Genomic DNA, 22780 nt, shown 5'->3' on the forward strand with positions numbered 1-22780 from the left:
AGGGTCGGCGCGCGTCAATGCAACGCGCGCCGACCGGATATGCCAGGCGATCTGCTAGGTGCGCAGCACCCGGTAGATGGCCGGGATCACCAGCACGGTAAGCAGGGTGGACGAGGCCAGGCCGAACAGCAGGGAGATCGCCAGGCCCTGAAAGATCGGATCGGTCAGAATGACTGCGGCGCCGATCATCGCGGCCAGCGCGGTGAGCAGGATAGGCTTGAAGCGGATGGCACCCGCTTCGATCAGCACCTCGGTCAGCGGTCTGTCCGGGCTGGCGGTATTGCGGACAAAATCGACCAACAGGATGGAATTGCGGACGATGATGCCGGCCAGCGCGATGAAGCCGATCATCGAGGTGGCGGTGAAGGGCGCCTGGAACAGCCAGTGGCCGACCAGGATGCCGATGAAGGTCAGCGGGATCGGGGTCAGGATGACCAGCGGCACCTTGAACGAGCCGAACTGGGCCACGACCAGGATATAGATGCCGATGATGGCAACGCCGAAGGCCGCTCCCATGTCGCGGAAGGTGACCCAGGTCACTTCCCACTCGCCATCCCAGAGGAGGGTCGTCTTGGTCTCGTCGGTCGGCTGGCCGTTGAGCGCGATCTCGGGCTTGGTCAGACCCGTCCAGTCCTGGTCATCGAGCGCCGCCTGCACGGCCAGCATGCCATAGAGCGGGGCCTCATAATCACCGGCCAGCTCGGCCGTCACCATTTCGGCGGCGCGGCCATTGTGGCGGAAGACCGGGAAAGACGCGGTTTCGACCTGGGTCTGGATGACATCGCCCAGCTCGACGACGCCGCGATCACCCGGCAGGACATTGGCCGGCAGCGGCGTCGACAAAAAGCGCTCGTCGAGCACCCTGTCGCTCTTGCTCCGTTCGAGGACGATGGGGATCGGGCTGCGCCCGTCGCCGCGATGGGAATAACCCACCGTGCTGCCGCCATTGAGGATGGCCAGCGTATCGAGCACGTCGCCCTCCTCGACATGGAAGAATTCCAGATCGTCGGTCGAGATGGTAGCGCGGATGCGCCTTGTGGGGGTGCCGAAGGAATTGTCGACATCGACCACGAAGGGCACCGAGCGGAAGGCTGCTTCCACCCTGGCCGCCGTGTCGCGGCGGGTCTGGGCATCCGGGCCATAGATCTCGGCCAGCAGGGTGGCCATGACGGGCGGTCCCGGTGGGGGCTCGACCACCTTGATGGAAGTGCCTTGCGGCATGGGCAGCGTGGCCAGCTGCGTGCGCAGATCGAGCGCGATCTGGTGGCTGGAGCGTTGCCGATCATGCTTGGGGGCCAGGTTGAGCTGCACATCGCCCAGTTGCGGCTCGGCGCGCAGATAGGCGTGACGCACCAGGCCATTGAAGTTGAACGGCGCAGCGGTGCCGGCATGGGTCTGGGTTGATAGCACTTCGGGCATGGTCAGGGCCACGGCGGCAATGGTTTGGGCCATGGCGTCGGTCGCCTCCACCGACGCCCCCTCGGGCAGGTCGATCATCACGGCCAGTTCGGACTTGTTGTCGAATGGCAGCAGCTTGACGGTGACGTCGCGGGTGTAGAACAGCGCCAGCGAGCCCAGCGTCAGGATGCCGACGACGATGAGGAAGGACCAGCTGGCGGCTTTTGACGACAGGATGGGCCGCGCCACGGCCGTATAGGCCCGGCCCAGAATGCCGCCCGGCTCATGATGGCTGGCATGGGCATGGACGGGCGCCTTGCCGGCCACCTTGAGCATCAGCCAGGGGGTAACGATGACGGCGACGAAGAAGGAGAAGATCATCGCGGCCGAGGCATTGGCCGGGATCGGGCTCATATAGGGGCCCATCATGCCCGAGACGAACAGCATGGGCAGCAGGGCCACCACCACGGTTAGCGTGGCCACGATGGTGGGATTGCCCACTTCGGCGACCGCCTCGATGGCGGCCTGCTGGCGATCACGGCCATCGCCCATGCCCCAATGGCGGGCGATGTTCTCGATCACCACGATGGCATCATCGACGAGGATGCCGATGGAAAAGATCAGGGCAAAGAGCGAGACGCGGTTGAGCGTATAGCCCATGACCTTGGCGGCAAACAGGGTGAGCAGGATGGTCACCGGGATGACCACCGCCACGACCAGGGCCTCGCGGCGACCGATGGCGACCCAGACCAGGACGATGATGGAGAGTGTGGCCAGGCCGAGATGGAACAGCAGCTCATTGGCTTTTTCATTGGCGGTTTCGCCATAGTCGCGCGTCACCTCCACGGCGATGTCGTGGGGGATCAGCGTGTGCTCGGCCGCTTCGACGCGGTGCAGGATGGCCTCGGCCACGGTGACGGCATTGGCGCCGGCGCGCTTGGCCACCGCCAGGGTGACCGAGGGCACTCGCAGCGTGGTGCCATCGGCAGCGCGCGTCACGGTGGAGACGTAGAGGTCGGCGGTATCGGTGACGAAGGCGACATCGGCGACGTCGCCGACATAGACGGGGCGGCCATCGCGGCTGGTCAGCAGCAGATTGCCGATCTGGGCGGGGGTCTGCAGGGTCTGACCGGCAATCAGTTCAATCTGTTCGCCGCCATCGCGCACCAGACCGGTGGAGAGCGAGCGATTGGCACCGGTGACCTTGGCGGACAATTGCTGCAGGGTAATGCCATAGAGCGCCAGTTTTTCCGGATCGGGCGCGATGCGGATGGCCTCGCCGGTTTCCCCGACCAGGTAGCTGAGCCCGACATTTTCGACCTTGGCGATCTCGGTACGCAGTTCGCGGGCAATGCGCGTCAGGTCATTGGGTGAGATGCGGGTGGCGGCCTCCGGCTTGGGCGACAGGGTCAGTGCGACGATGGCGACATCATCGATACCGCGGCCGACGATCATGGGCTCGGGAATGCCGACGGGAATGCGATCGGCATTGGCGCGCACCTTGTCGTGCAAGCGCAGCACGGCGGCATCGGACGAGGTGCCGACGACAAAGCGTGCGGTCACCATGACGCCCTCGTCCCGGGTCTGGGAATAGACGTGCTCGACGCCGTCAATGCCCTTGACGATGGTCTCGAGCGGCTCGGTCACCAGCTTGACGGCGTCATCGGCCTTGAGGCCGGGCACCTGGACCAGAATGTCCACCATGGGCACGGAAATCTGCGGCTCCTCCTCGCGCGGCAGCGTCATCAGGGCGACGAGGCCGACAGCGAGGGCGGCGAGCAGGAACAGGGGCGTAAGCGCCGAGCGGATAAAGGTCTTGGTCAGGCTGCCGGCAATACCCAGTTTCATGGCGTGATGACCTCGTCGCCGGCGGCAAGCCCGGTCAGGATTTCGACGGTGTCGCCGTTGCGCTCACCGATAACGACCGCGCGTTCGCTGGTGCCGTCGCCGGCCTTGACCGTGACGAAATCGAGGCCCGCCCGGCTGACCAGCGCGACCATGGGCACCATCAGCGCCTGGCGTTTGCCAACCGGCACCCGCACCAGCAGGCGCGCATTGACGAAGGCAGTCGGCAGAGTGTCGACCTCCACATCGGCCACCACACGGCCGTTTTCGATCTGCGGATACAGCTTGACCAACTGCCCGGCCGCGCTGCTGTCGCCGGTTTCGACGTGCAAGGTCGCGCCCTGTTCGAGCAGGCCGGCATAGCGTTCGGGGATGGCCAGGCGCAGGAAGAAGCCGCCGCCACCAATAGTGGCGATCGGCTCGCCCGGCATGATCACGGCGCCCGCCGTCACCGGCACGGTGAGCACCTTGCCATCGGCCGGCGCCAGCACGGCGCCTTCAGACGTCTGCTGCAGCACAACCTGGCGCTGGGCCTCGGTGGCGGCAAGCTGGTTGCGGACTACGTCGACCTGGGTGCGCAGGAGGTCGAGCTGCTGGGCCGTGGCGACGCCGCGATCGAGCAGGGTCTGGCTGCGTGCCAGTTCGGACTGGGCATTGTCGAGCTGGGCGGTCAGGGCGCGCAGCTGGGCATCCAGCGCGGTCACCTGAAAGCCGAGCTTGTCGTCGCGCAAGGTACCAATCACCTGCCCGGCCGTGACCATGTCGCCCTCGGTGACGTCCAGCGAGACCAGTGTGCCGCCGATACGGGCCCGGGCCGGCATGGTGGTGCGCGCCTCAACCTGGCCGTAGACAGCCTTCCAGACCGGCAGGGATTGGGGGGCGAGGGTGAGCGAATCAGCCAAAGCCGGGCTGGCAAGGGTCAACAGCAGGCCGCTGACGGCGAGGAACTTGGTGCGCGCCATCTCAGCGTCCTCCTTCCGGCTTGAGGCCGATGGTGCGGAACAACAGGGCCGCCGGGCAGAAGCCGGTAAAGGCCGATTGCAGCAGGTTGGCGCCGACAAAGACGGTGAGCCAGACAAAATGCGGCGACACGAGAGCGGTCAGCAGGACGGACAGCAGAACCATCGCTCCGGCAAAGGCGGTAACGGCACGGGTAATCGACATCACAACTCCACACATTAGTATATTAGAATGTGTGTATGGATTGGATTCGCGCATAGCGCAAGCCACGAATGACGCGGCGGCGCGACCTGGGGTTGAGCGGGGGGATAGCGGGCGATTGCCCGGCGCGGCCCGGAAGCGGCTGCCGGGGGAACGGCCGGACCGGGACGCGCGCCCGGGCCGGCCTGTCGGCGATGCTAGCGGTTGCGGCGCCGGAGCTGGTCGAAGAAGACGATGACGATGATCAGCACGCCGGTAATGATGCGCTGCCAGAACGAGTTGACGTTGAGCAGGTTGGCGCCATTGGCGATGGTGGCGAGGATGAAGGCGCCGATCAGCGGGCCATGCACCGAGCCGACGGCGCCGAACAGGGAGGTGCCGCCGATCACCGTCGAGGCAATGGCCTGCAGCTCCCAGCCATCACCCTGGGTGGCATTGCCGACGCCGAGGCGCGCCGCCAGCATGACGCCGACAAAGGCGGCAAACATCGAGGAGAGGCCATAGGCGATGAAGATCATCTTGGGCACCGAGACGCCGGACAGGCGCGCCGCCTCGGCATTGGAGCCGACGGCGTAGAGATAGCGGCCCCATTTGGAGAGGTGGAGGAAGATGAAAGACGGGATGGCGACGATGACCACCATCCAGAACAGGTTGGGCACGCCGATGAAGCTCTCGCGGGAGAACTGGGTGAAGGCCTCATTGGTGATGTTGATGGTCGAGCCATTGGTCATCAGCAGGCCAATGCCGCGCAGCGAGGTGAGCGTAGCCAGGGTCATGATGAAGGGCGGCAGGCCCATCTTGACGATGCCGAAGGCATGAAAGCAGCCGATCAGCAGGCCGACGACCAGGGTGATGATGATGGCCGCGGGAATGGGCATGCCCGACTGGATCAGACCGGCCACCACGACGGTGGAAAAGCCCACCACCGCGCCCACGGACAGGTCGATGCCGCCGGTGATGATGACGAAGGTCTGCCCGATGGCCAGGATCGCGATCATCGAGCCCTGGCGCAGCAGGTTCGAAATATTGTTGCCGGTGGCAAAGCTGGGCGTGGCGATCGACAGCGCCACGCAGAGCAGAACCAGCAGGCCCAGCAGCGTCAGCGCGAAGAGAAAACTGTAATTGCGTTTGGTCGCGACGGTCGGGGTCACTTCGGTGGTCATTGTCGTCTTCTCCAGTCTGGGGCGTCAGACGCCGATGGCCTCGGCCAGAATTTCTTCATGCGTGCGCTGGCGATAGGCCTGGCTGCCGACCAGGTGGCCATCGCGGAACACGTGCAGCGTATCGGCCAGCTCATAGACCTCGGGCAGGTAGGACGAGATCAGGATGATGCCGGCGCCATTCTTGAGCAGGCGGGCAAAGAGGCGATAGATTTCCGCCTTGGTGCCGACATCGACGCCAACGGTAGGCTCGTCGAAGATGAACAGCTCGGCGCCGTGGTTGAGCCACTTGCCGATGACGATCTTCTGCTGGTTGCCGCCCGACATGGACGAGGCCAGCGTATGGCGCGACGGCGTCTTGATGCCCAGATCCTTGATCTGCTGGTTGGCCCGCTTTTTCTCCTCGGCGACATTGACGACAATGCCGGAATTGATCCGGTCATAGACCGGCAGGTTGATATTGAGCCCGATGGACAGGTTGAGATTGAGCCCCTGGTCGCGGCGGCTCTCGGGCGCCAAAGCAATGCCCAGATCGATGGCGGTGCGCTCGTTGCGCATATCGACCACCTGGCCCTGCCAGACGATGTCGCCGGCGGTCTTGGGATTGCGGCCAAAGACGCTGAGCGCGAATTCGCTGCGGCCGGCGCCGATCAGCCCATAAAGGCCGACGATCTCGCCGGCGCGCACGCTGATCGAGACATCGTTGAAGCCCTTGCCGGAAAGGTTGCGGGTTTCGAGCAGCAGCTTGCCGAAGGGAATCTGTTCCTTGTGGTAGATTTGGTCCAGCGTGCGATTGATCATCAGCGCGACCAGCTCGGTATCGTTGGTCTCGGCAATGTCGCGCGTGCCCACCATAGTGCCGTCGCGCAGCACCGAGACGCGGTCGGCGAGCTCGAAGACCTCCTCCATGCGGTGGCTGATATAGACGATGGTGACACCTTCATCCTTGAGGCGGCGGATCAGCGCGAAAAGCTGGGCGGCTTCGGAGCGGGTGAGATAGGCCGTGGGCTCGTCAAAAATGATGAATTTGGTGCCGCGCAGCGAGGCGCGGGCAGTGGCGACCAGCTGCTGCTGGCCGATGGTGAGCGAGCCCAGAATGGCATCAGCCGGCAGGTTGAAGCCGATATCGTCGAGGATCTTCTGGGCGGCGCGGGTCATCTCGCGCTTCTGCAGGATGCCGAAGCGGACGGTTTCATCGCCGAGGAAAATATTGGCGGCCACCGACAGATGCCGGCACAGCACCACTTCCTGGTGCACGGCATTGATGCCGTGGGCAATGGCCTCGTTGGGGGTCGAGAGCTCGACCTCCTGGCCGTTCCACAGGATCTTGCCGCCGGTGCGGCGGATGACGCCGGTCAGCAGCTTGATCAGGGTCGACTTGCCGGCGCCGTTCTCGCCGACAATGGCGTGGATTTCGCCGCGCCGGAAGGCCAGGTTGGCGGGTTTGAGCGCCTGGATGAAGCCGTAGCGCTTTTCGAGCGCGCGCAGCTCCAGGATCAGGTCGGCGTCAGCATGGGGCAGCGCGCCGGGACCGACCCCAGGCGTTGATGCTCCCGGTGAGAGCTCTGTCACGATAATTCTCCCGCCACTCCTCTGGTGCGCGACCCTTGTGCCGGGCCGTCATCACCACGCGATTGGAGCCGGGGGAAGCGGCGGAGTCAATCCGCCACATCCCCCGGCCAGCATGGTCAGTCGACCTTGGGATTGAGCAGCGCCTGGCTGCGCTCGTCGTTCATGTTGGCGGTGGTGATCAGGTTGGCGCCGGTATCGACGAAGGCCTCGACCTTTTCGCCCTTGGAGGCAGCCAGGGCGGTCTTGATGCCGTCGTAACCCATGCGGTAGGGGTCCTGCACGACCAGGGCGTCGATGGTGCCGTCGGTCAGGAAACCGACCAGCTTGTCGTCGCTGTCAAAGCCGATCAGCGATACCTTTTCGGCAGCGCCGTTTTCAGCCAAAGCCTGGCCGGCGCCCTGCGCCATGATCAGGTTGGAGGCAAAGATGCCGACCAGGTTGGGATTGGCGGTCAGCAGATCGGTGGTGATGTTGAGGCCGGTAGCGGCCTGACCATCGGCATATTTGTCGGCGACCAGCTTGAGGCCGGGATACTTGGCCAGCTGTTCGATGAAACCCTGCTTGCGCTCTTCGAGAGAGCCGGCATTGGGCACCGAGGTGATCAGCGCGACTTCGCCCTCTTCCTTGCCGGTCGCGGCCTTGATGGCAGCAGCCAGGCCATCGGCAGCAATGCGGCCGCCCTGGACGTTGTCGGTGGTGAGGAAGGAGGTGAAGGCGGTCGAGTCAGCCGAGGAGTCGATGCCAACGATCGGCACGGAATTGGCGGCTTCGGTGATCGGCGCGCCCAGAGCCGACTTTTCAGTCGGCGCGATCACCACGGCGGCCGGGCTGCCGGCAACGGCGTTTTCCAGAATGGAGATCTGGCCGTTGATGTCGGTTTCAGCCTGGGCGCCCAGTTCGGGTACGTTGACGCCGAGATCCTTGCCGGCGGCGCGGGCGCCAGCCAGCACGATCTGCCAGTAGAAGGACGTGGTGTCCTTGACGATGATCGGAATGGTCACGTCCTGCGCGATGGTCGGGGTTGCGCCCAGCATGCCGGCGGCCAGTGCGACAGCGGAGATGGACAGAACCGCGCGGCGGTTCAGCTTGCTCAAGATCATAATTCTACTCTCCCATGATGTGCTCGACACGGACATTCGAGGCCCGGCGGCGCCCGCCTATCTATGCACGTCTGCAGGGGGCTGCAAAATGTTTTTTATGGAGAGTAAACTAAAAAAGAACATACGTTCCGCTTGCGCCTGTGTAAGTTCATTTATTCTAAACCGCACAGGAGCCCCACGCACCCGCCGCCGAGGACAGTTCAGTCGTCCGAAAACGCGGCCATCATGGTGTTCTTGGCCGAGGCCAGGTGCAGGCTGCAGGCGGCGCGGGCCCGCTGCGGATCCTGGCTGTACAGCGCGTCGATATAGGCCAGGTGCTCGCGGATCGCCACTTCGTTGCGCTGGCGCTCGTCGCGCTTGTTCCACTGGTAGTGATAGTGGAAGATCACGGTGATGATGTCGTAGAAGTCGTCGATGAAGCGGTTGGGCGCGGCGGTATTGACCAGCCGGTGAAAGCGGTTGTCGAGGTCGGAGAAATCGTGGAAGCGGCCATCGATATCGCCGAGCAAAGCGTGGTGCTCGCGCTCGAGCTGGCGCAGCGCGGCCCAGACCGGCGCGGTGGGCGGCAAGGCGGCGAGGGCCTGAGCGGAGCGCAGCTCGAACATCTCGCGGATTTCGAACAGTTCCATGGCGAAATCCTGGGTAAAGCCCTTGAACAGCCAGCCGGCATTGGGGCGCTTCTCGATGAGACCGAAGCGACGAAAGCGGTTGAGAAATTCGCGGATGCCGGTGGTGCCAACACCAAAGGCGCGCGCCATTTCGAGCTCGTTGATCTGGGCGCCCGGCTTGGTGTCGCCGCGCAGCATCCATTCCATGAAACTCTTTTCCACCTGCTGGGCGGTTGGTACCGTCTCGACCTGTGGAAAATGCGCATCGCCGGGCACGGTTCCCTGCACCAGGCGGTTGCGGCCGTTGTCGCTGACATAGCCCCGCGCACTGAGCTGGGCGAGCACCTTGCGCACCGTCGTCCGGCTCACCCCCAGGCGGGCGCTGAGGTCATTTTCCGAGGGCAGAACGGCGCCGATCTCTTCCTGGCCGACGATGGTGAGCATGTCATTGAATGCCCGTTTGAAAACTGTGTCGCTCTTCACTGAAGCGGAACCTCGTTTTTTCTATTATCCATAAAAAACACATTGACGCTGCCTTGGACAGCAGATTTTGTCGCCTTGCGGCGACGCGGCGATGCACATGAGGAGTGTAACGCCCGATCCGCCCGCTGCCCTAAACGCTTGTCAGGAAACGATGATGGAAGTCATGGACGCGCTGCTCTGTTCAACCCCCGGCACGCTGGAAGTGGTGCAGCGTCCCCGAACGGCGCGCGCGGCGGGCGAGGTGCTGGTGCGGCCGCGCCGTGTCGGCATTTGCGGCACCGACTATCACATCTACGAGGGCAAGCATCCCTTCCTGGCGTATCCAAGGGTGATGGGGCACGAGCTGGCCGTGGAAGTGGTGGATGGCGGCGAGAGCGATTTCGCGGCCGGCGAGATCGTCGTGGTCAATCCCTATCTGTCATGCGGCACCTGCATTGCCTGCCGCAAGGGCAAGCCCAATTGCTGCACCAGGATCGCCGTGCTGGGTGTGCATCGCGATGGCGGCATGACGGAATGGCTGTCGCTGCCGCCGCAGAATCTGGTGCGCGCCGCGGGCCTTTCGGCCGATGCCTGCGCTACCGTGGAATTTCTCGCCATCGGCGCCCATGCGGTGCGGCAGGCGGCGCTGGAGACAGACGAGCGGGTGCTGGTGATCGGGGCCGGGCCGATCGGCTTTGGCGCGGTGCTGTTCGCGACGCTGTCGGGCGCCAAGGTGACGGTGCTGGATCGCGATGCCGAGCGGCTGGCGGTGGCGGCGGACCTGTTCGACATTGCCGGCACGATCCTGGCCGATGAGGATGTCGATGCCCAGGTCAGCGGCGTCACCGATGGCGAGGGCTTCGACGTGGTGTTCGACGCCACCGGCAACCAGGGCTCGATCGAAAAGGGTTTCGACTTCGTCGCCCATGGCGGGCGCTATGTGCTGGTCAGCGTGGTCAAGGGCGACATTACCTTTGCCGACAGCGACTTTCACCGCAAGGAAATGACCATAATTGGCAGCCGCAACGCCACCGCGGTGGATTTCGAGCGCGTCATCGCCGCCATCAGCGCCGGCCAGGTGCCGGTCGACCGGCTGATCACCCATCGCACTACGCTGGCGGGCGCGGTGACCGACCTGCCCCGCTGGGCCAGCCAAAAAACGGGCCTGATCAAGGCCGTTATCGAGATCGACTAGCGCCCGGCCAGATGCCGTTGCCTCGGTCGCCCTCTAGTTCTCGCTGACGCGCCGGCCGCTGGCCCCGTCAAAGACATAGACCTGCTCGGGCTGGGTGAAGAGGGTCAGGCTGGCGCCGAGATTGACCGTGTCGTCGCCGCTGATGGTGACGACGGTCGGCTGGCCGGCAAGCTGCACGGTGACGAAGGTCTGCCCGCCGGTGGGCTCGACAATGCTGATGGGGCCGGCCATGCCTGGCCCAGCGCCGGCGCGCTGAAAATGTTCCGGGCGGACGCCAATGGTAACGGCCTGACCCTCCTGCAGCTTTTCGCGGGGACGGAAGGGAAAGGCTTCACCCGAGGCTGTCTGCGGCACGCCGGCGACGATGGTGGCGGCAAAGAAGTTCATGGCGGGCGAGCCGATGAAGCCGGCAACGAAGGTATTGGCCGGCTGGCGATAGAGCTCCATGGGAGAGCCGGCCTGCTGGATGATGCCCTTGTCGAGCACCACGACCCGATCGGCCAGGGTCATGGCCTCCACCTGGTCATGGGTGACATAGACCGAGGTGACGCCGACCTTCTTGTGCAGCAGCTTGATCTCGGCGCGCATCTGGACGCGCAGCTTGGCATCGAGGTTGGACAGCGGCTCATCGAAGAGGAAGACTGACGGGTTGCGCACCACGGCCCGGCCCATGGCGACGCGCTGGCGCTGGCCACCCGAGAGCTGGCTGGGCTTGCGCTCGAGCAGCGGCTCGAGCTCGAGCATCTTGGCGGCGACGCGGACGCGCTGGTCGATTTCCGCCTTGGGCCTGCCGGCCAGTTCGAGATTGAAGGCCATGTTGCGATAGACGCTCATATGCGGATAGAGCGCATAGGACTGGAACACCATGGCGATGTTGCGCTCCTTGGGCGTCAGCTCGTTGACCACCTCGCCGCCGATATAGATGTCGCCCTCGGTAATGTCCTCGAGGCCGGCGATCATGCGCAGGATGGTGGACTTGCCGCAGCCGGAGGGGCCCACCAGGGCGACAAACTCGCCGTCGGCGACGTCGAGATTGATGCCCTGGATGACCGGGACGATGCCATAGCTCTTGGCGAGGTTGCGCAGCTCAAGACCGGCCATGCTGTTCTCCGATTATTTGACGGCGCCGGCGGTCAGACCGGCAATGATATGTTTCTGCGCAGCAAAAAAGACGATGATCGTCGGGGCAATTGTCAGGGTGATGAAGGCCAGGATCAGCTGCCAGTCGGTGCTGAACTCGCCGCGATAGACCATGATGCCGAGCGGCCAGGGATATTTGGATTCCGAGTTCAGCATGATCAGCGGCAGGATGTAGCTGTTCCAGCTGCCCACGAAGGTGATGATGCCCACCGTGGCGATGATGGGCCGGCTGAGCGGCAGGGTGATGTGCCAGAAGAATCGGAAATAGCCGGCGCCATCGACAAAGGCGGCGTCGAAAAGTTCGGACGGCATGCCGCGGAAATAGTTGCGGAACAGCAGGATGCTCATGCCCAGGCCAAAGGCAACCTGGGGCAGGACGACGCCCCAATAGGTATCGAGCAGGCCCAGGTCACGAATACGGATGAAGAGCGGCAGGATGGCAGTGGCCGCCGGAAACATCAGGCCGATCAGGAAGTAGTTGAGCAGGTGGTCCGAGCCGAAGAAGCGGACATGGGCGAAGACGAAGGCGGCCATGGCGGCCAGGGTCAGCACGAGAAAGACGGTGAGCCCGGCGATCAGCAGCGAATTGCCCATCTGCAGCCAGTAGCGCTGGCTGAACAGGATATCGGCATAGTTGGAGATCATCCACGTCTGCGGCAGGCCGAAGGCATTGCCGCGCAGGTCGCCCAGCGTCTTGAAGCCGCCCAGGGCGGTGGTGATGAGCGGCACCAGCACGACGGCGGCGACGATGAGCAGCGCGGCATAGAGATAGGTCTTGGTCTTGATGCCGAGGCTGCGACCGCTGCTGGGCGCGATGGCGGCGTCGATGGGAGGGGCGCTGTCAGTCATTTTTCATGAATACCCGCTTGTAGCTGAAGGCCAGCGTGACGCAGATGACGAACAGCACGACACCCACGGCCGAGCCGAAGCCCACCTGCATGCGCATGACGCCGAAGCTGTAGAGGAAGGTCACCAGGGTCTGGGTGGAATTGGACGGGCCCCCGCCGGTCAGCGGCATGATCATGTCGAAGAGCTGCAGCGAACCGACCACGGCAAAGAAGACCGACAGGCGGACCGTGGAGCCCAGCAGCGGCAGGGTGACACGGGTGAATTTCTGCCAGCCGGTGGCGCCGTCGATATCGGCAGCCTCGAGCACGCTCTTGTCGATGGCCTGCAGCCCGGCAATGAACAGCATCATGTGAAAGCCGAAATACTTCCAGACGATCACCGCCAGCACGGCATAGAAGGCCACGTCCTTGTCGGCCAGCCAGAAGGGCGGGTTCTGGCCGAAGAAGCGCGCGACATTGGCGACAAGGCCGAATTCGCCGTCATAGACGAAGCGCCAGATCATGCCCGCGGCCACGTCGGCCAGCACATAGGGCAGAAAGAAGACCAGCCGGAAGACCAGCGCACCCTTGATGTGCTTGGTAACCATGGTGGCCAGCCAGAGGGCCAATGGAATCTGGATGCAGATCGAGACCAGGATGATAAGGCCGTTGTTGATCAGCGCATTGCGGAAGGCGCTCTGCTTGAAGATCAGCTCGTAATTCTTCCAGCCGACCCACTGGTCGGGCAGGCCATAGCCATTCCAGTTGAAGAAGGAATACCAGGCCGCCTCGCCCATGGGGAGGATGACGAAGAGGGTGAACAGCAGCAGAGCGGGCGGCAGGAACAGCACGATGATGGGCCATTTGCCCCGATCACCGACACCGCGGCGGCGCGTGCGCGCTTTGGCGGGCCGGACGTTCAAGGCTGACGAGGCAAGCTGACTCATGGACGGTCCTTCACGCCGGAGGGGGCAGCGGGCGGTTCAGGTGCGAACCGCCCGCCACGCTTACATTTCCATGGAGAAGGCGTCCTGGATCTGCTGCAGCGCCTCTTCAGGCGTTACGCCACCCGAGACCAGCTCGACCGACATGTCATTGACGACGCGGCCGACATTGGGACCAAGATCCTGATCGAGATAGTTCTGGTGCCAGGTGGCCTTGGCCATCTGGGCCGCACTGTCGGCCAGGCTGGGATCCTTGACGCTGGCGTCGGACCCCAGGGCGGTGGGCAGGATATTGTTGCGTTCGGCCAGCAGGCCGGCATTTTCGATGGTCAGGAAGTGGATGAAGTCCTCGGTTTCCGGCGGGGCATTGGTGGTGACGACCCAGCCATTGAGGCCGCCGAAATCGTCGGTGATGACGCCGGCGCCACCCTCGACCACGGGGAAGGCGAAGCGGCCGATATTGTCCGAGGCCAGACCCTTGCCGTCGGTGGCGGCATTGGCCTGGTTGGATGGCGTCGCGGTATTTTCAAAGGCCAGCATCATGGCCGCGCGGCCATCGGCAAAGACGGCCTGGGTGTCAGGCCAGCTGGCGCCGAGATAGCCATCCTGGAAGGGCTCGAGCGCGCCCAGATCGGCCAGCTTCTGGCTGGCGCGCAGGAAGCCCTCGCCCTGGAAGCCCTCGCCACCCTTGGCGGCGGCAAAGCCATCCTGGCCCAGCTCGCGCATGGCCAGATAGCTCCAGAAGAAGTGGATCGGCCACTTGTCGCCACCGCCACCGGCGATCGGGGTAATGCCGGCTTCCTTGAGCGCACTCACGGCAGCCAGGTACTCATCCCAGGTGGTGATGGCTGTAGCGTCAACGCCGGCCTGTTCGAACAGGGCCTTGTTGTAGAAGAACGAGACCAGGCCGGACTGGACCGGCGCAGCCCAGACCTTGCCATCGATGGACAGGCCATCGACCGCGGCCGGGCTGATGGCATTACGCCAGGCGCCGCCATCGGCATCCATGGCGGCAGTGAGGTCGCGAATGGCGCCGGTTTCCGACTGCGCCTTCAGCACGCCGCCACCCCAGGTGTAAAACATGGAGGGCGCTTCGCTGGACTGCAGCAGGGTGGGCAGCTTGGCCTTGAAGGCCTCGTTCTCGAGGAACTGGAATTCGATGGTGACGTCCGGATGGGCCTCTTCATAGGCCGCAGCAATATCCTCCCAGGTCGCCAGGCGATCGGGATTGGCTTCAAGATGCAGCCATTTGATGGTAGTTTGGGCGCTTGCCGGCACGATTGCTGCCAGCATGGCCACTGTCGTGAGGGCAAAAAGCCGCCGCTGCCGCGCAAGGCGGCCAAGAATAACAGACATGTGCATTCTCCTCCCAGGGTCGTTGCCCCGTAGACCAAACGTGCGTCCATGCATGGTTGATGTCAAGTTTAAATCAGATGTAGAGACACAGACTTTTGGCAGCATGGCGAGGCGCTCAGATCAATGCTATCGCAGGGCCAGACGGATCGCTGGATCGCAGGTAGAGGCAGGCTGGGCACGGATCGATGCTGATTGTTGAAAAGCGGATGCTGCAGGCGCCCGTGATGTTTGGCGACGCGCTGCCCAAAGGGGCGGCCAAGCTGGCGGTAGACCTGCTGGGGCGCCGGATTGCCAATGGCAGCTATCTGCCGGGGGAGATCATGCCGACGGAAACCGCCCTGGCGGAGTCGCTGCAGGTCAGCCGCGCCACCATTCGTGATGCCATCAAGGTACTGTCAGGCAAGGGGCTGGTGCGGACGGCGCGGCGCTATGGCACCAGAGTGCGCCCGGTCGAGGAATGGAACCTGCTCGATTCGGACGTCGTGTCCTGGCATGAACCTGGCCATCCGCGCCTGGTGACCATGTTTGCCGAAACCACCGAGCTGCGCATCATCCTGGAGCCGGCAGCCGCTGAACTGGCGGCGCAGCGCGCCACGCCGGCCCAGATCGCAACCATTGTCGAGGCGGCGCAGGCGCTGCATCCCGAACAGGACGATGTGCAGGAAACCTTCGCCGCCGACTGCCGCTTTCACGCCACCATCCTTGACGCCACCGGCAATGGCATGCTGCGCCAGATGCGGCCGCTGATCGTCTCCATGCTGCGGGTATCGTATGAATTTGCGGTGCTGCAATATGCCGTGGTGCCCTCGCGCGACGGCCATATAAGGGTGGCGGAGGCCATTGCGGCGCGCGATGGCGACAGGGCGCGGGCGGAAATGGCGCGCATGCTGGAGCTCAACCGGCGCGACGCCATCAGCATCGGCGCGCGCGGCTAGGCCGGGCGGCGCCGGTTCAGTCGAATACCGTGCCCAGGCGCCAATAGCCCATGAGGTTGAGGGCACGCCGATCGAGGCCGCGCTCCTTGACCAGAAAGGTGCGCAGCGCCATCACCGCTGCGGATTCGGCGGCAATCCAGGCGTAGAAATCGCCATCCAGCGACTGGGCCTGGTCCCAGGGGACGACGCGGTCGATGTCGATATCTTCGAGTTCGAGACCGGCAGTGACGACGCCCTGCGGGAGCGAGGCGGCATGCACGGCGGCGAGCAGCAGATCGCCGGGGCGCACGGCGGTCGACGCCCTGTCGCGCGGCAGCCAGTGCAGCTGCAGACCGGGCCATCGCGGCAGGTCGATCTGGCCCTGGGCGGTGGGAACTTCGATATAGGCCTGTACGTCGGGCTTGTCGGCGCGGTTGGCCAATTGCTCGAGGATGCCGGAGAGAGCGGGCAATGCCGTTTCGTCGGCAGCCAGCAGGATGTGGCGGGCCGAGGCGGGCGGCTTCCACTCGTAGCCGCCGATCTCGCCCTGGGCATGGCGGTTGGGCGCCGACATCTGAACGCGATCGCCGGGGCGGGCATGGAGGGCCCAGCGCGAGGCCGGACCGGTTTCGCCATGCAGCACGAAATCGACATCGATCTCGCCAGCCGGGGCGCGCAGATGGCGGATGGTATAGCTGCGCATCGGCACGCGCTGGTCGGGCGGCAGGGCCTTGTAGTCCTTGTACCAGTCGCCGGTCGAGGACAGCGCGGGGGCCTGGCCGTCGGCGCCGGGGAAGAAGATCTTGATGCGCTGATCGGGCGCCAGCGTCGTCATCTCGGCGATCTCCGGGCCGGAAAAGGTCAGGCGCCGCATATGGACGGAGAGGTCCTCCCTCCGCGCCAGGGCGACGTTGAAGATGCGATAGGGCCGGTTGCTGGTCATGGCTGATCCCCGGTGGTGCCGGCATGGTGACGACCAATGGGCACGATCAGCGGCGTGCCGGATACGGGGTCGGGCACGATGCGGGCAGCGAGGTTGAAGACCTCGGCGACGAGGGCTTCGGTAACCACGGCGGATGGCGCGCCTTCGGCCACCAGGCGCCCGTCTTTCATCGCCACGATATGGTCGGCATAGCGGCAGGCCAGGTTGAGATCGTGCAGCACGACGACCACGGTGCGGCCGGCCTGGCGCACCAGATCGGTCAGCAGGTCGAGCACTTCGACCTGGTGGTGAATGTCGAGAAAGGTCGTGGGTTCATCGAGCAGCAGCAGGTCGGTGCCCTGGGCCAGGGCCATGGCGATCCAGACGCGCTGGCGCTGGCCGCCCGACAGGGCATCGACGGGCTGATCGGCAAAGGCGGCCATATCGGTGGCGGCCAGGGCCGCGGCCACTGCCAGGTCATCGTCATGGCTGGGGCGGCGGAACCAGCCCTGATGCGGATAGCGGCCGCGGGCGACCAGATCGGCGACGACGATGCCTTCGGGCGCGGTGGGCGACTGGGGCAGGACCGCCATAATGGTGGCGACCTGCCGGGTCGAGAGCGCCTGGATGGACTGGCCATCGAGCAGCACCGTGCCGGCGCGGGGCGCCAGCAGGCGCGCCAGCCCACGCAGCAGGGTGGACTTGCCCGAGGCATTGGCGCCGATGATGACCGTCAGCTTACCCGGCGGCACGGCGATATCGAACCCGGTGACGATGTCGCGGTCGTCATAGCCGAGGCGCAGGTCCCGGGCGGCAAGAGTGTGGGCGGTAGTCACGATGGGTCATCCATGGCTAGAGGCGTCCGGCACGGTTGGCGGTGATCAGCAGCCAGATCAGGAACAGGGCGCCCAGCAGGCCGGTGACGACGCCGACCGGCAATTGGGTGGCCGGCAAGGCATGCTGGGCCAGCAGGTCGGCGCCCAGCATGGTGATGGCGCCCACCAGCATGGCGGGCAGCAGGACGGGGCGGCCGGCACCAAGCAACTGGCGCGCGATCGGGCCGGCGACGAAGGCGACGAATGCAACGGGACCCACGGCAGCGGTAGCAAAGGCGGCAAGAGCGACGGCTGCAAGCATGAGCGCCAGCCGGGTCAGCTCGACGCGACTGCCCAAGGCGCGGGCGGCATCGTCACCCAGCTGCAGGGCGGAAAGCCCACGCGACAGCAGGAGGGCGACGGGGACCAATAGGGCAAGCGCCAGGGCCAGGGGGACCAGCTGGCTGGTGCCGGCGGCGTTGAGGCTGCCGACCAGCCAGGTCAGCGCCTGCTGCACCTGGGTCAGGCGGGCGCGGGTGAAGAGCCAGGAAATGCAGGCCGACAGGATTGCCGCCATAGCGATGCCGATAAGCACGATGCGATAGGGGCCGACGCCGTCGCGCCAGGCGAGGGCATAGATGGCCAAGGCTGTCAGCAAGGCACCGGCCAGGGCGCCGAGGGCCAGCGGCGTGCCGCTCCAGCCGAGCACGATGATGCAAAATACCGCCGCGGCGCTGGCGCCCTGGGAAATGCCGATAATGTCCGGACTGGCCAGCGGATTGCGCAGCAGGGTCTGGAAGATACTGCCCGAGAGGCCAAAGGCGGCGCCGGACAGCACGGCAAGCACGGCGCGCGGCAGCCGGACATGGAGGACGATGAAGTCGATGCCGGGATTTCGGGCGCCGGTGAGCGGGGAGAGCAGCGCGCCCAAAAGATCAGGCAGCGGCACGGGATAGTCACCCAGCACCATGGCCAGGGCAAAGGCGATAAGCAGGATGGCGCCAAGGGCCAGGGCGACCCGCAGCCTACGACGCGACAAGCGGTGGCGGAGCTGCCTGATGGCGCCGGCATCGATGAGGGCGGTGACGGCCATCACAGTTCGGCCAGCTTGCGGCGGCGGATGAGGGCGATGAAGAAGGGCGCCCCCAGCAGCGCGGTGACGATGCCGACCTGCACCTCGCCGGGCGGCGCGACGAGGCGGCCGACAATATCGGCGCCGAGCAGCAGAAGCGGGCCCAGCAGCATGGAAAAGGGCAGGATCCAGCGATAGGACGGGCCGGTCAGGCCGCGCGCCAGATGCGGCACGGTGAGGCCGACAAAGGCGATGGGACCGACGCCGGCGGTGGCGGCACCGGCCAGGATAATGGCGGCCAGGCCCGCCACGGCGCGACCAAGGGCGGTGCGCTGGCCGAGACCACGCGCGACCGACTCATCCATGGAGAGCCCGTCCAGGGTGCGGCCTAGCGCCAAGGCCAGAACCACGCCGACGAGCAGGAACGGCGCGACCTGGGTGAGCACCGCCATATCGCGGCCGGCCAGCGCGCCGACCTGCCAGAAGCGGAACTGGTCCAGCGTTGTCGGCCGGGTGAGCAGGATGGCCGAGACCACCGAGGTCAGCGCGGCGGTCACGGCGGCGCCGGCCAGCGCCAGCTTGAGCGGCGTCGGGCCGTCGCGCCCGATCGCGGCCACGGCATAGACGCCGATGGTGGCCAAAGCGGCGCCGGCAAAGGCCAGCCAGATATAGTGCCGCAGGTCGGTGAGGCCGAACAGGGTAATGCCGAGGACGACGCAGAGGCTGGCGCCGGCATGAATACCCAGGATGGACGGATCGGCCAGGGGATTGCGCGTGGCGCCCTGCAGCACGGCGCCGGCCAGCCCCAGGGCGGCCCCCACTCCAAGCCCGAGCAGGGTGCGCGGCAAGCGCAGGTCGATGATGACGGCATGATCGGTGATGCCCGGATCAAAGGCGTTGAGCGCCGTCCAGACAGTCGACAGGGGTACGGGGCGAGCGCCCAGGGTCAGCGAGAGCAGCAGCACCGCCATGAGGGCGAGCACCAACGCGGCGAGCAGCGAAACGCGCCTGTCCAATCCCCTGCCCTGTCGCCGGTAAATCAAGGCGTAGCAGCGTTGCGGGCGGCAGTGGCCAGCACGTCGACATAGGCTGGCAGGCCCCAATGCAGCGACAGCACGCTGGGTGGGGAGACCGCGGCGACCTGCTCGGTGCCGACCAGGGCAGCGATGGCATCGGCCTGATATTGCGGCAGGTTCTGGATGAAGGGTTTGCCCAGGAAGGCGTCGGCACCGGCCTGGTCCTCGGCGTAAGTGACGATGATGTCGCTGGTGATGGAGTCGGCCAGCTCATAGCTGACGGGAAAGTAAAAGGCGCCATCACTGGGCGACATTGTTGTGACGCTGGGCGCCAGGACGAGGCCGAGATCGACCAGGAATTTGACGCGGGAATCGGCCGCCGCATAGACGGCGAGCGCGCCGTCATAGTCGTTGACGCCGGCAAAGCTGGTGCCGGCCAGCTCGGGACGGGCAGCGGCCGTTTCGGCGATGAAGGCGGTGGTGTCGGCGACGAGCTGTTCGGCCTCGGCCGCCTTGCCGATGGCCCGGCCGATGGTACGGGTGATATCCTGCCAGGGCGTGGTCCAGGCGTCGCCACTATAGGCCACGGTGGGGGCAATGGAACTGAGCAGGGCATATTGCTCGGCCGTGATGCCGGAATAGACGGCCAGGATGAGGTCGGGCTGCAGGGCGGCTATCTGCTCGATGGGCGGCTCGCCGGCCATGTCGAGCAGGATAGGTCGAGTCCCGCCCAGAGCGGTCAGCGCCGCATCGACCCAGGGCTGCACGCCATCCTCGCCGCCGCCATAGGCCTGGAACGGCATGGCGACCGGGATGACGCCCAAAGCGATCAAGGCGTCCTCATTGCCCCAGCCCCAGGTGACGATGCGCAGCGGCGCCTTTTCGATCACGGTCTGGCCATGGGCATGGGTCAGCGTTACCGGAAAGGCCGGCTGGGCCAGCGCCGGCAGCGGCAGCATGAGGCCAACAAGGGCGAGCCAGAAAAGGCTGCGGCGGCGGAAGGGCATCGAAGTCTCCTTGATCGGCGGCACGCTAATAAATCGGACACTCATTGTCATGTAATTTCTGGGCACAAGTACTAGCGCAGTGTGAAGCGGATGGAGGCGGTCAGGGTGAGGCTGGCCTGCCCCAAGGTGGCCGGCGGAGCGGGGACCGGGGAAGCGCGGCGGACGGTGTCCAGCGCCGCCTGATCAAGCGCGGCAATGCCCGAGGAGCCGGCCAGGCTGACCGAGAGCACGCGGCCGGCGCCATCGATGGCAAAGGTAATGCGGGCCACGCCTTCCTGGCCGGCGCGCTGCGCCTCGCGCGGATAGAGCTTGCGGCGATCGAGATAGGCCAGCACCTGCTGCTGCCACTGTTCAGGGGACGGCCCGGGCGCGGCAACGGCCGGTGGCGGGACCGCGGCAGGCGTTGCGACGGGCTGGGCGGTCGGCTTTGGCCGTGCGGGCTGACGCTGCGGGCGCGGCGTGGCGGGGGTGTCGAGGCGGCGCTGGCGCAGATCGGCGGACATGGTGGCCGGCACGGGCAAAGCCACGGCGGGCGCCTCGGCTTCGGGCACGGGTTCGGGCACGGGTTCGGGCAGCGCTTCGGGCTCAGGCTCTGGCAAGGGTTCCGGCTCCGGTTCCGGTGGCTGTTCGACAACAGGTTCCGGCAGCGGCAGGGGTGCGGGTTCTTGCACCAGAGGCTCGGGCGGCGGCGGTTCCATCTCTGGCGCCGGCTCGGGCGGGACCGGCTCCATCGCCAGTTCGGGCGCGGGCATGGGGGCGAGTTCGAGCATGATGGCGGGCGGCGCTGCAAGGCTGGCGTCACCGGCCGGTGGCGTCCCCTGGCGCGCCAGCAGCACGAGGCCCAGGCCGCCGGCCCCCACGAGGGTCAGGGCAAAGGCCCAGCGCGCGGCGTCGCCCAGGGTCAGGCCGGCAAAGTGCGCGGTGCCGATGGTTTCGCCGGACTGCATCAGGGGGTAGCGACCGGCGCTGGCGCGGCGGGGGGCACCAGTTCGAGCCCGACCAGCGCGACGCTGAGATAGCCGGCAGCGCGCAGCTGGTTGAGCAGGTCCATCAGATCGCCATAGGGCACGGTCTGATCGGCGCGCAGGAAAATGCGCTGCTGTTTATCGCCAGCGGTGACCGCATCAAGGGCGGTGGCGAGGCCGTCGCGGGTGACGGCATCATTGCCGATATCGAGATTGAGATCGCTGCGCAGGGTGACATAGACCGGCTCGTCGGGACGCGGCTGGGCCGTGGCGGTCGAGCCCGGCAGATCGACATTGATGTCGACCGTGGCCAGGGGCGCGGCGACCATGAAGATGATCAGCAGCACCAGCATGACGTCGATGAAGGGCGTGACATTGATCTCGTGCTGCTCGTCGAGCCCGTCCTCGTCGCCGCCGGTTTCGCGAATGCGGCCGGCCATCAGCGCGGCTCGCTGCGCAGCGCGACGCCGCGATAATCGAGGTCGCGCGAGACCAGGCGCTCGATGGCGGCGCCGGCATCGCCCAGGGTCTGGCGATAGCCGGCAATGGAGCGGGCGAAGACGTTGTAGATGATGACGGCCGGAATGGCGGCGACGAGGCCCATGGCGGTGGCCAGCAGCGCCTCGGCAATGCCGGGGGCGACCACGGCCAGGTTGGTGGTCTGGGATTCGGAAATGCCGATAAAGGCATTCATGATGCCCCAGACGGTGCCGAACAGGCCGACAAAGGGCGCGGTAGAGCCGATGCTGGCGAGAATGCCTGTGCCGCGCGACAGGCGACGGCTGGCGGCGGCCTGGAGGCGCTGCAGGCGCGAGGCGATGCGGTCCTTGAGCCCGTCGCCGCCGGCGCTGTCGAGTGCATCCTGGGAGAGACGCACCTCCTCGTCGGCGGCCAGCAGCAGGGTGACGCCGGCGCCGCGCCGGCTTTGCAGCGCCGCGAGAGCCTCGTCGAGCGTGCGGGAGGCCGTCAGCGCGCGCAGCGTGGCGCGGGCACGGGCCTTGGCGCCGGCGATCTCAAGCAGCTTGGCGACCAGGATGACCCAGGTGAGGAGAGCCGCGAAGGCGAGGCCAACCATGACCGCCTTGACCACCAGATCGGCGGCCATGAACATCGCCCAGGGCGACAGATCATGCGGCAGATCGCCCAGCATGGCCGCTGGCAGATCGGCGCCGGGCACGGTTGACTGGGCCAAGGCCGAGCCGGCGGCAAGCAGCACGGCGATAAAAGTCGCGAGGCCGAGGCGGTGGCGGAGAGAAGGGGTCATGCGGGGTCCGTTCCATCGATTTCATGCAAGCGAGGAC

General features: G+C 65.8%; 21 protein-coding genes. 2 read left to right on the forward strand and 19 right to left on the reverse strand.

Translation table 11 applies throughout. The features are described 5' to 3' along the window. Positions 1–54 precede the first annotated feature (54 nt). The 7 genes from AC4NN3_RS14095 to AC4NN3_RS14125 all read right to left on the reverse strand — a co-directional run bounded on the left by AC4NN3_RS14095 (position 55) and on the right by AC4NN3_RS14125 (position 9327). Positions 55–3246, reverse strand: a complete 3192-nt coding sequence (locus AC4NN3_RS14095; protein ID WP_491927720.1) for an efflux RND transporter permease subunit — start codon at positions 3244–3246, stop codon at positions 55–57. Further along, on the reverse strand, positions 3243–4205 hold the full coding sequence (locus AC4NN3_RS14100; RefSeq protein WP_491927721.1) for an efflux RND transporter periplasmic adaptor subunit: 963 nt from the start codon (positions 4203–4205) through the stop codon (positions 3243–3245). The genes AC4NN3_RS14095 and AC4NN3_RS14100 overlap by 4 nt, the downstream gene beginning before the upstream one ends. Position 4206: 1 nt before the next feature. After that, positions 4207–4407, reverse strand: a complete 201-nt coding sequence (locus tag AC4NN3_RS14105) for a YgaP family membrane protein (protein WP_491927722.1) — start codon at positions 4405–4407, stop codon at positions 4207–4209. Positions 4408–4601: 194 nt separating this feature from the next. After that, positions 4602–5567: an ABC transporter permease gene (locus tag AC4NN3_RS14110; RefSeq protein ID WP_491927723.1), complete on the reverse strand. Its 966-nt coding sequence runs from the start codon at positions 5565–5567 to the stop codon at positions 4602–4604. A gap of 24 nt (positions 5568–5591) precedes the next feature. After that, complete coding sequence (locus AC4NN3_RS14115) at positions 5592–7085, reverse strand: sugar ABC transporter ATP-binding protein (protein WP_491927873.1); 1494 nt, start codon at positions 7083–7085, stop codon at positions 5592–5594. 167 nt (positions 7086–7252) lie between these two features. Further along, complete coding sequence (locus AC4NN3_RS14120; RefSeq protein WP_491927724.1) at positions 7253–8236, reverse strand: ABC transporter substrate-binding protein; 984 nt, start codon at positions 8234–8236, stop codon at positions 7253–7255. 200 nt (positions 8237–8436) lie between these two features. Next, on the reverse strand, positions 8437–9327 hold the full coding sequence (locus AC4NN3_RS14125; RefSeq protein WP_491927725.1) for a GntR family transcriptional regulator: 891 nt from the start codon (positions 9325–9327) through the stop codon (positions 8437–8439). A gap of 163 nt (positions 9328–9490) precedes the next feature. On the opposite strand from AC4NN3_RS14125, the gene AC4NN3_RS14130 reads away from it, so the two are divergent. Further along, positions 9491–10501 (forward strand): zinc-binding alcohol dehydrogenase family protein, encoded by a 1011-nt coding sequence (locus tag AC4NN3_RS14130; protein WP_491927874.1) that lies wholly within the window; start codon positions 9491–9493, stop codon positions 10499–10501. Positions 10502–10534: 33 nt separating this feature from the next. On the opposite strand, the gene AC4NN3_RS14135 is transcribed toward AC4NN3_RS14130, so the two are convergent. Genes AC4NN3_RS14135 through AC4NN3_RS14150 form a run of 4 tightly spaced genes read right to left on the reverse strand, consistent with a single transcriptional unit; the run spans position 10535 to position 14768 of the window. Continuing rightward, the gene (locus tag AC4NN3_RS14135; protein ID WP_491927726.1) at positions 10535–11602 is read right to left on the reverse strand and encodes an ABC transporter ATP-binding protein; all 1068 of its coding nucleotides are present in this window, start codon (positions 11600–11602) and stop codon (positions 10535–10537) included. Positions 11603–11614: 12 nt separating this feature from the next. Further along, complete coding sequence (locus tag AC4NN3_RS14140; RefSeq protein ID WP_491927727.1) at positions 11615–12490, reverse strand: carbohydrate ABC transporter permease; 876 nt, start codon at positions 12488–12490, stop codon at positions 11615–11617. Then, complete coding sequence (locus AC4NN3_RS14145; RefSeq protein WP_491927728.1) at positions 12483–13415, reverse strand: carbohydrate ABC transporter permease; 933 nt, start codon at positions 13413–13415, stop codon at positions 12483–12485. Before AC4NN3_RS14145 ends, AC4NN3_RS14140 begins: the two co-directional genes overlap by 8 nt. A 60-nt stretch (positions 13416–13475) precedes the next feature. Continuing rightward, positions 13476–14768: an extracellular solute-binding protein gene (locus tag AC4NN3_RS14150; protein ID WP_491927729.1), complete on the reverse strand. Its 1293-nt coding sequence runs from the start codon at positions 14766–14768 to the stop codon at positions 13476–13478. 185 nt (positions 14769–14953) lie between these two features. Here AC4NN3_RS14150 and AC4NN3_RS14155 point away from each other — a divergent pair, with 185 nt between their 5' ends. Next, positions 14954–15703, forward strand: coding sequence for a FadR/GntR family transcriptional regulator (locus tag AC4NN3_RS14155; RefSeq protein ID WP_491927730.1), 750 nt, complete (start codon positions 14954–14956; stop codon positions 15701–15703). 16 nt (positions 15704–15719) lie between these two features. Here the strand turns inward: AC4NN3_RS14155 and AC4NN3_RS14160 are convergent, their stop codons facing one another. The 8 genes from AC4NN3_RS14160 to exbB form a co-directional block, all read right to left on the reverse strand. After that, positions 15720–16625 carry a siderophore-interacting protein gene (locus AC4NN3_RS14160; RefSeq protein WP_491927731.1) on the reverse strand — a complete coding sequence of 302 codons (906 nt, stop codon included), beginning with the start codon at positions 16623–16625 and terminating at the stop codon, positions 15720–15722. Beyond that, positions 16622–17440, reverse strand: coding sequence for an ABC transporter ATP-binding protein (locus AC4NN3_RS14165; RefSeq protein WP_491927732.1), 819 nt, complete (start codon positions 17438–17440; stop codon positions 16622–16624). Before AC4NN3_RS14165 ends, AC4NN3_RS14160 begins: the two co-directional genes overlap by 4 nt. Before the next feature lie 16 nt (positions 17441–17456). Next, positions 17457–18512 carry a FecCD family ABC transporter permease gene (locus AC4NN3_RS14170; RefSeq protein ID WP_491927733.1) on the reverse strand — a complete coding sequence of 352 codons (1056 nt, stop codon included), beginning with the start codon at positions 18510–18512 and terminating at the stop codon, positions 17457–17459. Then, a complete protein-coding gene (locus tag AC4NN3_RS14175; protein WP_491927734.1) occupies positions 18512–19507 on the reverse strand; it encodes a FecCD family ABC transporter permease in 996 nt (331 codons plus the stop codon). The genes AC4NN3_RS14170 and AC4NN3_RS14175 overlap by 1 nt, the downstream gene beginning before the upstream one ends. Positions 19508–19530: 23 nt before the next feature. After that, entirely contained in the window at positions 19531–20514 is a 984-nt protein-coding gene (locus tag AC4NN3_RS14180) for an iron-siderophore ABC transporter substrate-binding protein (protein ID WP_491927735.1), read from the reverse strand. A gap of 71 nt (positions 20515–20585) precedes the next feature. Beyond that, complete coding sequence (locus AC4NN3_RS14185) at positions 20586–21461, reverse strand: energy transducer TonB family protein (protein ID WP_491927736.1); 876 nt, start codon at positions 21459–21461, stop codon at positions 20586–20588. Then, positions 21461–21919 carry a TonB system transport protein ExbD gene (gene exbD, locus AC4NN3_RS14190; RefSeq protein ID WP_491927737.1) on the reverse strand — a complete coding sequence of 153 codons (459 nt, stop codon included), beginning with the start codon at positions 21917–21919 and terminating at the stop codon, positions 21461–21463. The genes AC4NN3_RS14185 and exbD overlap by 1 nt, the downstream gene beginning before the upstream one ends. Beyond that, entirely contained in the window at positions 21919–22743 is an 825-nt protein-coding gene (exbB, locus tag AC4NN3_RS14195; protein ID WP_491927738.1) for a tonB-system energizer ExbB, read from the reverse strand. Before exbB ends, exbD begins: the two co-directional genes overlap by 1 nt. Positions 22744–22780 lie beyond the last annotated feature (37 nt).

The sequence above is a fragment of the Devosia sp. MDV22-iso42 genome (assembly GCF_058629155.1).